Source organism: Chroococcus sp. FPU101 (assembly GCF_017312365.1).
Lineage (GTDB): Bacteria > Cyanobacteriota > Cyanobacteriia > Cyanobacteriales > Microcystaceae > Chroococcus.
In genome coordinates this window covers 126,386-142,274 of sequence record NZ_BLJI01000003.1, presented here as the reverse complement: position 1 = coordinate 142,274, position 15,889 = coordinate 126,386, and the positions used below count along the sequence as shown (strand labels likewise).

Sequence of the window (15,889 nt, the reverse complement as noted above, 5' to 3'; positions counted from 1 at the left end):
TTATTGTTATTATTGATGCTGCCATTCAATTTAGCACTAACTTTAGCGGCTTTAGTTTGGAGTCTGATTAGTTGGCTATTTCGACCAAGAGTCATAGCATCTAACCCTAAAACTGTAATGGTTAGTGGGGGAAAGATGACGAAAGCCTTACAGTTAGCGCGATCGTTTTATATGGCAGGGCATCGAGTCGTATTAGTCGAAACCCATAAGTATTGGCTAGTCGGTCATCGCTACTCATGGGCAGTTGATCGCTTTTATACTATACCCGACCCCAAGCAAGATACCCAAGGCTATCTACAAGGGTTACTCGATATTGCTCAAAAAGAACAAATCGATCTATATGTACCAGTTTGTAGCCCTGTAGCCAGTTATTATGATGCTCTGGCTAAAGAATTTTTGGCTCAACAGTGTGAGGTTTTCCATGAGGATGCCAAAACGGTACAACAACTAGATGATAAATATCAGTTTGCTCAAGCAGCAACAGACTTAGGTTTATCCGTTCCCAAATCCTTTAAAATCACTCATCCTCAACAAGTTCTCGATTTTGATTTCTCAAAAGAAATTCATCCTTATATTATTAAAAGCATTCCCTATGATTCAGTTAATCGTTTGAACCTGACTAAGCTACCCTGTGCAACCCGTCAAGATACTGAAATGTTTGTCAATTCCCTACCCATTTCAGAAACCAAACCTTGGGTGATGCAGGAGTTTATCACAGGTCAAGAGTACTGTGTTCATAGTACAGTAAAGAATGGTGAATTACGGGTCTATTGCTGCTGTGAATCTTCAGCTTTTCAGGTTAATTACGAGGCTGTAGATATACCAGAGATCAAGCAATGGGTAACTCAGTTTGTACAGGGAATGAAACTAACGGGACAAATGTCATTTGATTTCATCCGTACCCCAACAGGTGAAGTATATGCGATCGAGTGTAACCCCCGTACCCACTCTGCGATCACTCTATTCTACAATCATCCCGACTTAGCCAAAGCATACCTCGATCCAGAACCTTTCTCAGAACCCCTACAACCGTTGTCCTCGGCTCATCCTACCTATTGGACATATCATGAACTTTGGCGACTGGTAACGCATTTAAGTTCACCTAAAGAGGTTGCCTATCGTCTTGGTATTCTGTTCGGAGGTAAGGATGCTATTTTTAGTTGGAATGATCCACTACCTTTTCTAATGGTTCATGGGTGGCAAATTCCCTTACTGTTGCTAGGTAATTTACGACAGGGGAAAGATTGGATTCGGATCGATTTTAATATTGGTAAGTTAGTTCAGATGGGGGGAGATTAGACAAGCTAGAGTTGAGATGCAATGCTTTGACGAGGAATAATAAGTCTAATTTTCTTTTTCATCCCCGATTAAAGCTACTCCTCGCGGAAAAAAAACAATCATGACCTCTACCTCACTGCGATCTAACCTCCAATCTGAAATCCGCGAATTTTTAAAACTTGCCATTCCTCTAGTGAGCGCACAAGTCGCTCAATCAGCGATCGGTTTTGCTGATACAGTAATGATGGGTCGCATGGGAGCCGATGTCCTAGGTGCAGGTGGACTAGCATCAATGATCTTCCTCTCAATTATCACGACTGCGAGTGGCATTGTCATGGGTGTGAGTCCACTAATTGCCGAAGCTTTTGGTTCTGGTCAAAAAAATCGAATTGAACAAATTGCTCGTCAGGGAATTTGGCTAACATTATTAGTTTCACTACCACTTATTATTATTACGGGACATCTTGATATTTGGCTCAACCACACTGGACAGTCTAAGATAACCCTACAATATGTCAATACCTATCTAAATATTATGCGGTGGGGCTTATTACCAGCTATAGGATTTGCTGCGCTGCGTGCCACTGTTTCGGCTCTCTCTCAAGCGCGTCCCATCATGATGATTGTGGTAACAGGAACGGTTTTTAATATTATTGGAAATTATATCTTGGGGTTTGGTAAATTTGGCTTTCCGCAATTGGGATTAGCTGGATTAGCAATAGCAAGTGTATCGGCTCTCTGGGGAATGTTTATCGCCTTAGCATTATATGTCTTAATCAATCATAACCTGAGAAACTATCGTATTTTCCAACGACTTCACCAAGTTAAAACTCAAATTCTCTGGGAATTAGTCTGGGTTGGTGTACCCATTGGAATATTTACGGGTTTAGAAACGGGTTTTTTCATGGTGATCATGTTTTGGATGGGAACATTAGGAACTGAGGTTTTAGCGGCTCATCAACTTGTGTTGCAGACCATTATTGTAGTGTTTATGGTGCCGTTAGGAATTTCTTACGCGACTACGGTGCGTGTTGGTATCTGGTTAGGACGAAATGATCGCACTAGAATTAAACAAGCCGCTTGGGTTAGTATGAGTATCAGTACACTTTTTACCCTTGGTATATCGATCGCCTTTTTACTATTCCCCAAGCAGATTATCGGGATTTATTTAGATGTGCAGAATCCAGACAATGCAGGTATCGTTGCTATTGCCTTACCACTGGTGCTGATTGCTGCGATCGCTCAAGTTCTAGATGGATTCCAAAAAGCAGTCTATGGCGCATTACAAGGACTACAAGATACACAAATTCCCATGTTACTGAATATACTAGGCTATTGGGGTATTGGTCTATCGGTGGGTTATGGACTGGGTTTTGGTTTAAACTTAGGCGGTGTAGGTTTGTGGATTGGGCAATTAGTCGCTACTGTCGTCGTTGCCGTTCTCTTTATCTGGCGATTTAATCATCTCACTCAAGAGTGAAGCAATTCTTCAAACAAAGATAAATAACGACCTGCTTGTATTAATAAATTAAATTCGCGTTCGGCTTTTTCACGTGCTTGTAGACTCAGTTTCTGATAGCGTTCTGGGTTCTCGATCACCCAAGCAATACCATTCGCTAAATCTTCACTACTCAAACACTCTGCACGGTATCCATTCTGTTGATGATCAACTAGATCCTTTAAACCCGTTGTATCAAAACAAACTACAGGCGTACCACAGGCTAAAGATTCAGATGCAGTTTGTCCAAAAACTTCTTCAGTCGATGGCACAATCATTACATCAGCCGATGAATAAAGTAGAGCTAGTTTACGTTCATCATCGATTTTACCTAAATAATGAATTGGGAAACCTAATTCTATTGGTTTTTCGGGTTGAGATGCCCCAAAAACAATTAGATTAATTTTATTTTTCCATTCTGAATGACTCAGTTTTTGCAACGCATCTTGTAAGAGAGAAAATCCTTTTCGATGGTTATTAATCGCGTTAATTGCCCCAAATAGAACTAAATGCTTATCTTGTGGCAAGTTTAGTATATTTCTTGCGTTTTTTTGCTCAGTTGGATGATAAAGCTCAATATCTAAACCATGATGAATGACTCTAATATCTTTATTCCAAAATAGTGAACTCGATCTAGCACATTCAGCCAGCCAATGACTCGGAGTAACAATAGTAAACTTTAGATCATTCCATGCTCTAGCTTTGCGCTGCCAAGTTAAGCGAGATAAATCCCAACTGCGATCGCTTTTTAGGATCGGACACTTGCCACAAGATCTTGTATAGCCATCACATCCTTGAGAATAGCAACAACCGCCCGTAAACGCCCATAAATCGGCAAATGTCCAAACGATCGGTTTTTTAATTTTCGTTAATGCTTCGATGGGTAGAAAACCATCACAGATCCAGCGTAAATTAACAACATCTGGAGCAAGTTTATTAATTTGCGGGTTAATGATGTCTGGAAGCCACTGAATCGGAAAAAGTACCGCACCCTTTTGTCTATTTTGATAAATTCTTAGAGGTAAAGCATCCAAGTCTCGACGCGCTTTCCAGATTTTTTGAGCAAATTGATTCGGTGCGCTCACTAAAGTCGGATCATCCATCCGTTTATCTTGAATGAGCATTCTAGAATCAATTCCTAACTTAAGAAAGCCTTGATGGAGTCGATAAGCTGAACGAGAAGCACCCGCCCCACCGATCGGATCATAGCTACTAACAATTAATGGTTTAATCATTATTGATTTAATTAATATAGGTCAATTTTAGGAAATATTTCACAATCAATTGGTTCACCAGATTGAAGCGTTTTTATTGACTTAAATTCTGGTATTCCAATTTCTTCAATTGGTTGAAACGGCCATGTTTGCGGGCGAGAATCATAAACAACATCATCACCAGTCCAATTCGTTACAATGGCACGTCTTGACATAGAAGTTGTATTACCGATTGAATGATGTATCGTCTGGAAATGATGAACTAAAACATCACCAGGCTCCATATCCCAAAATAAAATTTCAGATGAGTCTGGCTCAGAAAACCAAGAAACATTAGAGTTTTCTCGTAAATCTTTATTCCATAAATGAGAGCCTTTAATATATTCTAATCGTCCATTTTCTTTATTGACTGGATCTAAGGCCAGCCAAATTTTACAACATTTCCATCCCTTAACAGGCCAATAAGGTAGATCATTGTGCCATCCCACATAACTATCGGCTTTTGCTTTTTTCACAAAAAAACCGTCACATAAAAAGTTTATTTTTTCTGATTCCATAATTTGAGCAGCAACCCTCGCTAGAGGAGATTTAAACACTAAATCACGGAAATCATCATCTTTGAGCCAAAGTCCATAATCATGAACAACATCACCTGTTTTTAGTTTTCTTCCTCGAACTCCATTGCTATTTAATAAATTGCGATCAACGGCTGTTCGCATCCGTTCTACACAAAGATGATCAACAACATTTTTAAGGCAGATCACACCGTCTCGCTTAAAGTTTTCAATTTCTTGGCGGCTAATTTGGCTGCTATTTACTATCAACATTCTATGTTTGATCCTTTTTAAACTTTATTGATGCTTTGAGTTAATGAAGTGACGATGTTACAAAATGTCTCTTTGTCGAGCTTATTTGTTTATGTTTGATTTGGCATCTAACTAAAGAATAATTTAAAATATCTGACTTAGGACAGTTGTGTTTTTTATTTTACAAAACATAATTTTATGAGTTGAGTTAACAAAAAAATCACAAAATTATTTGCTATTTATCAATTTTTGATAGATGATATAGTGATAGAAACTTGGCTTACTAAGTCGAGCTTATTTGTTTATGTTTGATTTGGCATCTAACTAAAGAATAATTTAAAATATCTGACTTAGGACAGTTGTGTTTTTTATTTTATAAAACATAATTTTATGAGTTGAGTTAACAAAAAAATCACAAAATTATTTGCTATTTATCAATTTTTGATAGATGATATAGTGATAGAAACTTGGCTTACTAAATAGTAATTTTTAGTAAAAATCTAACTACTTCTAACAAATTTGATAGATGACAGTAAAGTTAATTATTTGAGTTAAGGAGATTTATATATGTCAGTGCTTCGTATCCTTCATGTTGTTGGGTCTGCACAAAATAAATTTTACTGCGATCTATCACGTCTCTACGCTCAAGACTGTCTAATCACAACGGCAGATCGATCGCGTTATGATTTCTATATTGCATATATCACACCCGATGGTCTGTGGCGTTTTCCTTCATCCCTTAATAAAGAAGATATCAATACAGCTAAACCGATGTCCCTCTGTGATGCGATACAGTTCATCACTTCAAAAAATATTGATCTAGTGTTGCCACAAATGTTTTGTACTGCGGGAATGACTTATTACCGCGCACTGTTCGACCTACTTGGCATTCCTTATATCGGTAATACTCCAGATGTGATGGCGATCGCACTCCATAAAGCCAGAGCAAAAGCAATCGTTAGTGCAGCAGGTGTTAAGGTTCCTCATAGTGAATTACTTCGTAAAGGTGATATTCCGACTATTGAGCCTCCAGTTGTCGTTAAACCTGAGTCTTCTGCCAATTCTTTAGGGGTTACTTTAGTTACCAATAGTGCTGACTATGATGCTGCTCTAAAAAAAGCCTTTGAACATTCAAATGAGGTCATTGTAGAAGAGTTTATCGAACTCGGTCGAGAAGTCAGAGGCGGTGTTATTGTTAAAGATGGTAAATTAGTCGGTTTACCCCTTGAGGAATATTTAGTCATTCCCGATAAAAACCCCATTCGCACCTATGCTGATAAACTCAAAGCTACGGACGAAGGTGAATTAAGTTTTGCGGCTAAAGATAATAAGAAATCTTGGATTGTAGATAAGAGCGATCCTGCAACCGAACGAGTTCAAGAAATAGCTAAAAAATGTCATCAAGCTTTAGGCTGTCGTCATTATAGTCTTTTTGATTTCCGTATTGATCCATATGGACAACCTTGGTTTATCGAAGCAGGGTTGTATTGTTCTTTTGCATCCAAGAGTGTTATTTCTACGATGGCAAAAGCTTCGGAAATACCTCTTAATGAATTGTTAGGGATAATGATTGATGAAACATTAGTCTCAGTTTGAACAACTACAACTAAGTTGAATCTGGCAATACACGATCGTAACGGATGGCTTTTTCTAAAGTGGCTAGTTTTTCGGCCCGAAGAGCGTAGGACTGTAGTACTGAGACATTCAAACCTGTCAGAAGATGCAATTCTGTTACAGATAGTCCTCTAGTTAGCATCTCAACACACCAGGTTACTTGTGCCTGCTCGATAGTGGGGGATTTTTGAGGAGGAGGTAAAGCATTTATAATTTCTTGCCATTGTTGCCTGATCAGAGTTTCTGAAAGAGGTTCGCCAGTGGGACTGATCAATAAAGCTGAGTGACTGTCCTTACGGCTTTTCAGCCATCGTGTCAAAGGATTGCGTGTATAGGAACCGTAACGCTTACCTAAAATCCATTGATTCAGGGGAACTTCTCGTACTGATCCTTGGGTGAGCCGCAAGAACTGACCGTTAGAATGATTGATATAGTGCGATCGTTCTAAGGTACTTATTTCTGCGGGTGTTAATCCAGAACCAAACAGGACATACATGAGAGCGTATTCTTGTGAACCTTGTTTTTTGGCCTGTTGCAGAAGTAAATGTACTAAAGGAGCAGGTAAATCAGCCGCTTTTTCTGGAACTAATTCGACTGACTGTGCTGCTACTGTTCCAGACAAGAATAAAATCACTAAAGTTTCTAAGAAATCCTCCCGATTCTGCCAAAGTTCGTGATGCTCTGTTGTTAATTCAATAGCAGCATAGCCTAACAACATGGCATTCAGTAAACTGGCTAATTTTTCTGGACTCAGATAGGAATGTTTTGAGCTATTAGCGATCGCTGTTTCTAACGATTTAGCTACATAGCGATTCGCTTCGCTTAATTCCTTACCGAGTGCTTTTCGGTTTTCGACGGGATATTGTCCTGCTTCTCCTACTAGGGAACGTACCACCTCTGGAAATTGCTCTAAAGCGAGTAAGAAGGAAGTCGAATAACTTTTGATCGCTTGCTCAAGGACTACTAGAGGTGCAGACTGTTCTAAAAACGTTTGGCTTAGATGAGTGAGTATCTCTGATTCTTCGATAACGGCTAAGAGTAATCCATGCTTACTACCAAAATGACGGAAAAGGGTCACTTCATTAACTTGGGCTAATTCTGCGATCTGTTTAGTAGTCGTTGCAGTAACACCTTGAGTAGCGAATAACTTAAGAGCCGCATCAATTAAACGCGCTCTAGTTGAATTTTGCGAGGAGACCATGAACAATAATGCAAGTGGTACTTGCAAAACAAAGAAATGATGATTATAATTAAAAAAGATGTAAGTGTTACTTGCATTCTCTCCTTCTATTGTAGCTGTCTTTATTGGCAATCGCAGGTTTTAGCCAGATTACATAAAGTTGAGCCAACCAGTTAGTTTACTAAGCAACTGGTTGAGATCTAACCTGTCAACATTAAGGATATTAATGAATTCTAATTCTTTTGAAACTTCCCTAGAGGAAGAACGATCGCTGCCGATTAGCTGGATCAGTGTGATATTTTTCGGCACGATTCACGCATTCGCTTTGTTAGCACCTTGGTTTTTTTCGTGGTCTGCACTTGGGATCACATTATTTCTTCATTGGCTTTTCGGTAGTATTGGCATCTGTTTAGCCTATCACCGTTTACTGAGCCACCGCAGTTTCCAAGTTCCTAAATGGCTAGAATACATTTTAGTGAGCATCGGTACATTAGCTTTGCAGGGTGGCCCGATCTTTTGGGTTGGAGGGCATCGATTGCACCATGCGTATACTGAAGATTTTGACAAAGATCCTTATTCTGCAAAACGAGGCTTTTGGTGGAGTCATTTCCTCTGGCTGATTTATCCACGAGGAGGTTATTTCGATTACGAAACTTATAAAAAATACGCTCCCGACTTGGCACGAGATGCTTATTATCGCTGGTTAAACCGCAATTTCTTGCTACTGCAAATTCCTTTAGGGTTATTGCTCTACTTATTCGGTGGTTGGTCGTTTGTAATTTATGGTGTGTTTGTTAGAACAGTTTTGATTTGGCACAGCACTTGGTTAATTAACTCAGCGAGTCATGTCAGAGGTTACCGCACTTTCGACTCGCAGGACAACTCCCGTAACCTTTGGTGGGCTGCCCTTCTTACCTACGGAGAAGGCTGGCATAACAATCACCATGCTTTCCCCAACGCTGCTAAAGCGGGGTTACAATGGTGGGAAATTGACATGACTTGGTGGACAATTCAACTTCTACAAAGTTTAGGTTTAGCCAAAAAAGTTGTACTTATTAGCGAAGAAAACCTAGCTAAGAATCGACTCAACTAAATCGGTCAGATCTGCACAAAAAGATGAAGAAAATCATGATTGACTGTCATATCTTTTATCATCTTTTTTTGGCTTTTTTGTTTCATCAGTTAGTTTTTTTGGCTTTTTAGCTTCTCGGTTACCTTTGTTGTCTTTAGTCATAATAAGTTTCTCTTTAAATATAAGCAGATTGAGTTGTTAGCCGTTGATTAGGCTAAAATCTAAACCATTTAATTTTTTAGAAGAATATAAGTTATTTACTCTCTTTAAAATCTAACCTTAACACAGAATAACTAAAGTAGCTAATATCAAAAGCTTTTATCTTCAGTTAATTTTGTTGTAATAATACTTATTGTGTGTTAAAGTTAAAGCAACTGAAATTTTTGACAGTAGTTGAATTTTCTGGATAAATCCTATGGACTTTTAAGAATTTCATCTTGAAGTTTATCTAGGTTTGATGACTAACTTTTTAAGCGGTATTCAATTAATATGAAAATTCAAGCGGTAGATATTCGAGTCGGCGATCGCATTTTTGCTTATTTCAATACTAAAATGCAAGTCTGTACTGTTAGAGATATTCTTGAGCCTGGACTAAAAAACATAACTTTATTGGTATTTACAGGGGCATCTTATCGATTTACCGCATCCCGAATCGTTCGATTCCAATCTAATGCACTTGTTGATTTAGAAAAATTATGAAATGCTATTTTAATGATGATTGTCCAGTCTAGAAACTTAATAAATTAATCCAGTGATTCTAGTTTTTTAAGACACCGTAAAATGAAGTTATATAGTAAGTAGTCCAAATAGTTTGTTTTCATGGACTAAAAATCATAGGGTGAGTCGGTTAAAACTGACTTTAACAATCAAATCGAAAACTCATTGACTGGCAATCTTAATAAATCTCTAGTTAGATAGATTAACAAGAGACACGTAGAATGCTAATGTGTCACTAAAAATTAACAACTATTCATTCAATGAATACATACTCATTGATTCCTGAAGTTATTTTAACAGTGAGAGCGCGGCTAGGTGAAAGACCGTGTTGGGATGCTCAAGCTCAATGTCTCTACTGGGTTGATATTTATAATCATCGTTTGCATCAATTCGAGCCAAAAACGAAAAAAGATCGCTTTTTCGATGTGAGTGAGGTGGTGACTTGTTTTGCACCTGCATCTAATAACCGTATAATCATTGCGCTGCGTCATCATCTTGCTTTTTTAGATATCCAAGATGGTACGGTGACACGTTTGTTAAAGTTAGACAAACCGTCCGACATTCGATTTAATGATGGTAAGTGCGATCGCTTGGGGCGTTTCTGGGTGGGTACGCTGTGTACTTCTGGGGCAAACGCATCTCTTTACCGTTATGATCCTGATGGGACTCTCAAAGAGATGGAAACGGGTTTAACGATTTCTAATGGTTTGGGTTGGAGTCTGGATCAACAAACATTTTATCTTACGGATAGTAAACCAAAAATTATCTATGCTTATGATTTTGATCTAAGTCAAGGTAATATCGAAAACCGACGAGTATTCATTGATCTGTCTGAAGAATCTTTTTCCCCTGATGGGTTAACTGTTGATAGCGAGGGTTGTCTTTGGTCTGCTATGTGGGATGGTTGGTGCATCATCCGTTTTGACCCGAATGGTAAAGAAATGTTACGGGTGTCTTTACCTGTGCCACGTCCAAGTAGTTGTACTTTTGGTGGAACGGATCTAACAACGCTTTATATTACAACTGCATCGATCGGTTTGAGTGAAGCAGATATTCAAGATAGTATTTTTTCAGGGGATCTATTTGCTGTAGAAACTCCAATAAAAGGTACTCCTACTAACTATTTTGGAGTTGGTAAAGATTAGCCATAATAAGGTCTGCGGCTTTTTCAGCAATGGCGAATATGCTTGATTGAGCGTGTCCTGTGACGACTGAGGGCATAATACTACTATCGACCACACGCACATTATTTAAACCCCTAACTATCAGTTCTGGGTTAACAACAGCCATATCATCAATACCCATTTTACAAGAACCGCAAATATGCCATTGAGACTGTGCCTGTTCTCTGATAAAAGTGTCTAATGCTTCATCTGTTGGATACTTTTGACCAGGGATTAGTTCCCGTTCGATGATTCCTGCTAGGGGTTCTGTTTTAACTAGCTGGCGGGCTTTTTGGATAGCAGCGATTAAACGATCGCGATCGGCTTTTTCACCTAATAGATTAGGATGGATCAAGGGATCGGCTAAGGGATCATTACTAGCTAATTTAACCCATCCTCTGGAAACTGGGACTTGAATTGAGACATGGATCGTTAATGCTTTAGCTTCTTGTTCTGTTTCATCGTGTTGGGTTGTGACCATCATTAAATATTCTAAGTCGCTAACAGGCATTGAGGGATCAGACTTAGCGAAAAGTGCGACACGACATAAATTACAAACTGGTTCTTCAACGTCTGATTTTAGGACGAAATGGCTAGAAACGGTCACATGATCGTGAAAATTCTCACCGACTCCAGGTAATGAAAGTTTTAGCGGAATGTTATGTTTTTTTAATTCATTTTCTGCCCCGATCCCTGATAATAATAAGAGTTTCGGAGATTCAAGACTACCTGCTGCTAATATGACTTCTCGCTTAACTTCGGCTTGTCTTAGCTGCCCTTGGTACATATATTCAATCCGATCGCGCGATCGTTTTCGATGAGTATACGAGTCGCTTGTGCATGGGTGATGACTGTAAGATTACTACGGTTCATCACGGGTTTTAGATACGCTTGAGCCGCTCCATATCTTTTATTATCTTTAATATTAGCCGAAAACCATCCTAATCCCTCAGAGCCTTCAATAAATTCAGAAGCACTAAAATTGTCATAGATGGGATAGCCTAAATGATGACAGGTTTCTAGTATATTTTTGTATACATGATGCTTGTCAGTATTGACTTCTTGCGTTGTTAGGTGTAGTATTCCGTGATGTCCTAAGATGGGATCGCCGCTTTGGTCAAAATCTTCTAGTTTCTGTAAATAGGGTACTATATTTTCGTAATTCCATCCGATCGCACCCTCGGATGCCCATTGTTCAAAATTGTGGCGTAATGGACGAGTATATAACATCCCATTAAGGCTACTCGTACCCCCTAATAGTTTACCTCGCGGTTGCTTAATCTTTCGATTGTTTAAGCTCGGCTGTTCTATGGTTTGATAATTCCAGTCGATGTCGCTTCCGATGAGATCACACCATTGCTGTACATCTTCTGAATCGGGTGTTACTTCCCCACCTACTTCTAATACTAATACACTTAGATCAGGATTTTCTGACAGTCGATTGGCTAGAACACAACCTGCTGTTCCCCCACCCACAATAATAAAATCAAATGAAGTCATAGAAATTTCAGCTTTTCTCGTTCACTGTCATTTTTAAAATAACAAGTTGACTTAGTGGGAGATACTGTCTAGAGTTAGGTTTAAATTCTATGTCTTAAGTTTTGGGTTGGGGGAATTTTTTTAAAACTATTGTACTAATTTTTTCACTTTGCCCATCGCAATATAAGAACCACCTTGCCCTGTTTCCTTGACTGCATCAACGACGAATAAAATTCCTTCTTCTCTAACACCACGAGGAAAACGGACATTAAAATTAGGATCATAGCCATCAGAAACAACTCTGGCTCTTAATTTCTTGCCATCTTGCACACATTGAATTAAAATACCATTGCCGACGCGATCGGTTGTTTCTAAGTCTGCTAAAGTTAAACTTGATTTAACAGCTTGATATTGAGTGTTTTTTCCATTGTTTTGAGTTCTAACGGGGGCTTTTCCGAGTCGTTTAATATTTCCTGATGCGCGATAAAATGAACCATTGGTAGAGGGAATGATTTCATCAACAACATAAGTAATGCCTTCTTCTCGAATACTGCGCGGAAACTGTACATTTAGATCACTATCATATCCGCTACTAATCACTCGTATCCGTAATTTACCGCCAATACGATCGCATTTAACGAGTATGCCACCATCGGGAGTTTCTACATATTCTAAGTTATCTGCTGAACCTGATGTAACGCCCCTAAGATGTAAATCTTCTCTGGTTCGTCTACGACTTTGATATGATTGATCTCGCATCTCTTTGCGAATATCCGCAAAATATTGTCGATTTTCGATTTGTTGGGCATAATATTCGAGTTGGCTAATTTCTTCGGCAATAGTAAAAAATTCTTCTAATGCTTTTTGTTTTAATGCTTCTGTCATTTGACGCAGGGTTGTAGCTGCTTGTTGATAGTTCCCTTTGTCAGCTAATGCGATCGCTTCATCTTTGACTTGTGCTATTCTAAGTTGACTGGTTTGCTCGATAACTTTACTATCTAGTTGTACTTTGCTTGCTTGATCTTTTTCCCCAATTGAAATAGTAATGGGCAATTCTTGACTAATATGCTCGATACTATCATTGACTACTGTGTCATACTGATATGTGAGATTGAGTAAGGGTAATGTTCCTGTTTTCGACACTGCAGGAAGTGTAACTGCTAACGCAAGAGGTTTACTTTCTACTCCATAGACATCCCCTAAAAAAATCTCTATTTTTTCGCCATTTTGTTTAAAACGATAACTATTTAAACTTTCTATTTTTATTCCAGATGCAGGTTCAAGAGTAACGGTTAGGTTTTGTGCAACAACAGATACTAAGCTTTCCATTTCTATCGCAAACACATCTGTTGTGTCATCGGGAGACTGAATAAAGTAAAAATTCCCTTTACCTGCATTCGCCATCCCTATCAATAAATCTTCATTAAAATAAGTACCAAACCCTAGAGTAGTGGTTGTTATACCGTGTTCGGCTTGCTCACTTGCGGTTTTTGTGAGAAGATTTGGATCAGTCTGCCCTACATTGGCTAATCCATCGGTTAATAATAATACTCGGTTCAGTTTATTGGGTGAAAGGTTTGCTTTGACATGGTTGCATCCCATCAACCACCCTCCGCTTAAGTTCGTACATCCTCCCGCACGAATTCGACCAATGAGGGATTTAATTTCATTAGGATCGATCACGTATTGAGGCGATAGAATGGTTTCAACGTGATCATCATAGATTACTACTGAAAGAAGATCATCGGGTGTGAGAAAATCGACTAATTTCTGTGCTGCTTTGATGGCATACTTCAGAGGTGTACCCGCCATCGAACCTGAGCGATCAAGAACTATACTTAAATTAAGAGGACAACGAGTTTTATTTTTTTCGGCTTCTCTTGCTTGAAAATTTACAATTAAGTCTACTGTAGCAGGACTATTTACCGCAATTAACGATTGACTTAGAGTATAGGTTGCTTTCATAGGGCAAAGTTCTCACAGCGTTTTGCTGTTAGTATGCCCAAAGTTTAGAAAAGAAAGCACAGAATTTAACAAAATTTAGTATACTTGTATTGATTCAAGCTATCCTAAATTGATTAATACAATATGGATTTTTTTTGCCTACTCTTCTATATTGGGATCAGTTGGTAAGTTCATGTGTTGGAGAATTTGAAGAATTTGAGCTTGCATTTGTGCTTGTTTTTCATTGATCTGAGTTTGACGATCGCCTAAAATAGATAACTGATGATAATAATCAGCTTGCACTTCATAAAAAGAAGCTTGGGCAGCAGCAATTCTACTTAAATACTGATAGAGTTGATTTCTATCCTTTTCCCATTGGATTATTTTTTGTTGTCTTTCTTGTTTTTCAGCCGCTAGAGAGGAGGAAAGTGCTTCAATCGCTTTAGCATTTTTTGCAATTAGTTGTTTAATTTCGTCGTCTGTCATCATTGTATTGTTATAATTTTGTTTCATTTAAACTAAAAGGAATAACAGATACATCAAATCAGTCTAAGATTTCTGAGCATTCGTGATCACTATATTACCCAATGACATCTCGTTTTAAATAAGGTTGTAACACTTCTGGAACTTTAACGGTACCATCGCTTTGTTGATAGTTTTCTAGAATAGCAGACATCGTACGTCCAATGGCTAAACCAGAACCATTCAGCGTATGTACAAACTGAGTACCTTTTTTTCCTTTTTCTTTAAAACGAATACCCGCCCGTCTTGCTTGGAAATCTTTAAAATTAGAACAACTCGAAATTTCTCGATATTGTTTTGAAGACGGTAGCCATACTTCTAAATCGTAGCATTTCGCCGCACCAAATCCGATATCACCTGTACACAGTTCAATCACCCGATATGGTAATTTTAACGCTTGTAGAATCGCTTCAGCATTTTGGACTAAGCTTTGATGTTCTGCTTCTGATGTGTCTGGATGAACGATTTTTACAAGTTCTACTTTATTAAATTGGTGCAAACGAATTAAACCTTTAGTATCTCTCCCATAACTTCCTGCTTCTCTACGAAAACAAGGTGTATAAGCACAATGTTTAATCGGAAGTTGTTCTAATTCTAAAATTTCGTCACGATAAAGATTAGTGACGGGAACTTCAGCAGTCGGAATTAACCACAAATCATCATCAGCACATTTGAAACTTTCTTCGGCGAATTTGGGAAGTTGCCCTGTTCCTTGGAGAGAATTACTATTAACTAGAATCGGGGGTAAAACTTCTGTATAACCTGCTACTGTTTGCTGATCAAGCATGAAATTAATTAAAGCACGTTCTAAAGCTGCGCCTAACCCAACTAGATTAACAAAACGGCTCTGCGCGACTTTTACCGCCCGTTCAAAGTCAATAATACCCAATTTTTCGCCGAGAGTCCAATGTGGGAGAATATTCGGGTTTGTCGGGATATATTCATCACCCCAGCGTCTAACCTCAACGTTATCGGTTTCATCTTTGCCGATGGGAGTGGTGTCACTGGGAATATTCGGAAGTTGTAAAACAAGAGTGTCTATTTGCGTTTTAATTTCTTTTTCTTGAGGTTCTAAGTCTGCAAGTTGGGATTTAATATTATTTCCTTCTTCTTTGAGGGATAGAATTTCTGTACTATTCGGTTGACTGCCACTTTTAATTTTTTGTCCAACCAGTTTACCAATTTCGTTACTACGCGCTTGTAACTGAGTTCGTTTGAGTTCTATTTCTCGTTGTTGCTGATCTAGTTCAACGATCGCGGTAAGATCATAGGCAGCATTACGACGGTTGAGGAGTTCTTGTACTGTTTGGGGGTTTTCTCGAATCTGCTTAAGGTCTAACACCGATTTATCGTTCCTTGTTGTTGTATTCCCTTTGTTAGAATAGCCGATTTTGCTCATAAC

14 protein-coding genes are annotated in these 15,889 nt (G+C 38.6%); 6 read left to right on the top strand and 8 right to left on the bottom strand.

Annotated elements, in window-relative coordinates:
• Nucleotides 1-15 precede the first annotated feature (15 nt).
• Both CFPU101_RS05180 and CFPU101_RS05175 read left to right on the top strand, forming a co-directional pair.
• Nucleotides 16-1,299 (top strand): ATP-grasp domain-containing protein, encoded by a 1,284-nt coding sequence (locus tag CFPU101_RS05180; protein WP_242577792.1) that lies wholly within the window; start codon nt 16-18, stop codon nt 1,297-1,299.
• 100 nt (nt 1,300-1,399) lie between these two features.
• Nucleotides 1,400-2,758 carry an MATE family efflux transporter gene (locus CFPU101_RS05175; protein WP_206814262.1) on the top strand — a complete coding sequence of 453 codons (1,359 nt, stop codon included), beginning with the start codon at nt 1,400-1,402 and terminating at the stop codon, nt 2,756-2,758.
• On the opposite strand, the gene CFPU101_RS05170 is transcribed toward CFPU101_RS05175, so the two are convergent.
• Together CFPU101_RS05170 and CFPU101_RS05165 are read right to left on the bottom strand one after the other, a co-directional pair.
• Entirely contained in the window at nt 2,749-4,011 is a 1,263-nt protein-coding gene (locus tag CFPU101_RS05170; RefSeq protein WP_242577779.1) for a glycosyltransferase family 4 protein, read from the bottom strand. The genes CFPU101_RS05175 and CFPU101_RS05170 overlap by 10 nt on opposite strands.
• An 11-nt stretch (nt 4,012-4,022) precedes the next feature.
• Entirely contained in the window at nt 4,023-4,817 is a 795-nt protein-coding gene (locus CFPU101_RS05165) for a phytanoyl-CoA dioxygenase family protein (RefSeq protein WP_206814261.1), read from the bottom strand.
• A 546-nt stretch (nt 4,818-5,363) separates the two neighbouring features.
• Here CFPU101_RS05165 and CFPU101_RS05160 point away from each other — a divergent pair.
• Nucleotides 5,364-6,392 (top strand): D-alanine--D-alanine ligase, encoded by a 1,029-nt coding sequence (locus CFPU101_RS05160; protein ID WP_206814260.1) that lies wholly within the window; start codon nt 5,364-5,366, stop codon nt 6,390-6,392.
• Between the two features lie 10 nt (nt 6,393-6,402).
• On the opposite strand, the gene CFPU101_RS05155 is transcribed toward CFPU101_RS05160, so the two are convergent.
• Nucleotides 6,403-7,611 carry a TetR/AcrR family transcriptional regulator gene (locus tag CFPU101_RS05155; RefSeq protein WP_206814259.1) on the bottom strand — a complete coding sequence of 403 codons (1,209 nt, stop codon included), beginning with the start codon at nt 7,609-7,611 and terminating at the stop codon, nt 6,403-6,405.
• Between the two features lie 205 nt (nt 7,612-7,816).
• Between CFPU101_RS05155 and CFPU101_RS05150 the strand changes: the two genes are divergently transcribed.
• The 3 genes from CFPU101_RS05150 to CFPU101_RS05140 all read left to right on the top strand — a co-directional run bounded on the left by CFPU101_RS05150 (nt 7,817) and on the right by CFPU101_RS05140 (nt 10,524).
• Entirely contained in the window at nt 7,817-8,683 is an 867-nt protein-coding gene (locus tag CFPU101_RS05150) for a fatty acid desaturase (RefSeq protein ID WP_206814258.1), read from the top strand.
• 468 nt (nt 8,684-9,151) lie between these two features.
• The gene (locus tag CFPU101_RS05145; protein WP_206814257.1) at nt 9,152-9,361 is read left to right on the top strand and encodes a hypothetical protein; all 210 of its coding nucleotides are present in this window, start codon (nt 9,152-9,154) and stop codon (nt 9,359-9,361) included.
• A 278-nt stretch (nt 9,362-9,639) separates the two neighbouring features.
• Entirely contained in the window at nt 9,640-10,524 is an 885-nt protein-coding gene (locus tag CFPU101_RS05140; protein ID WP_206814256.1) for an SMP-30/gluconolactonase/LRE family protein, read from the top strand.
• On the opposite strand, the gene CFPU101_RS25965 is transcribed toward CFPU101_RS05140, so the two are convergent.
• The 5 genes from CFPU101_RS25965 to serS all read right to left on the bottom strand — a co-directional run bounded on the left by CFPU101_RS25965 (nt 10,496) and on the right by serS (nt 15,829).
• Nucleotides 10,496-11,329 carry a GMC family oxidoreductase gene (locus CFPU101_RS25965; protein ID WP_206814255.1) on the bottom strand — a complete coding sequence of 278 codons (834 nt, stop codon included), beginning with the start codon at nt 11,327-11,329 and terminating at the stop codon, nt 10,496-10,498. The genes CFPU101_RS05140 and CFPU101_RS25965 overlap by 29 nt on opposite strands.
• Complete coding sequence (locus tag CFPU101_RS05130) at nt 11,311-12,042, bottom strand: GMC family oxidoreductase (protein WP_206814254.1); 732 nt, start codon at nt 12,040-12,042, stop codon at nt 11,311-11,313. Before CFPU101_RS05130 ends, CFPU101_RS25965 begins: the two co-directional genes overlap by 19 nt.
• A gap of 126 nt (nt 12,043-12,168) precedes the next feature.
• Complete coding sequence (locus tag CFPU101_RS05125) at nt 12,169-13,986, bottom strand: VWA domain-containing protein (RefSeq protein ID WP_206814253.1); 1,818 nt, start codon at nt 13,984-13,986, stop codon at nt 12,169-12,171.
• Between the two features lie 138 nt (nt 13,987-14,124).
• Complete coding sequence (locus CFPU101_RS05120; protein WP_242577778.1) at nt 14,125-14,454, bottom strand: hypothetical protein; 330 nt, start codon at nt 14,452-14,454, stop codon at nt 14,125-14,127.
• A 91-nt stretch (nt 14,455-14,545) separates the two neighbouring features.
• Nucleotides 14,546-15,829 (bottom strand): serine--tRNA ligase, encoded by a 1,284-nt coding sequence (gene serS / locus CFPU101_RS05115; protein WP_206814393.1) that lies wholly within the window; start codon nt 15,827-15,829, stop codon nt 14,546-14,548.
• Nucleotides 15,830-15,889 lie beyond the last annotated feature (60 nt).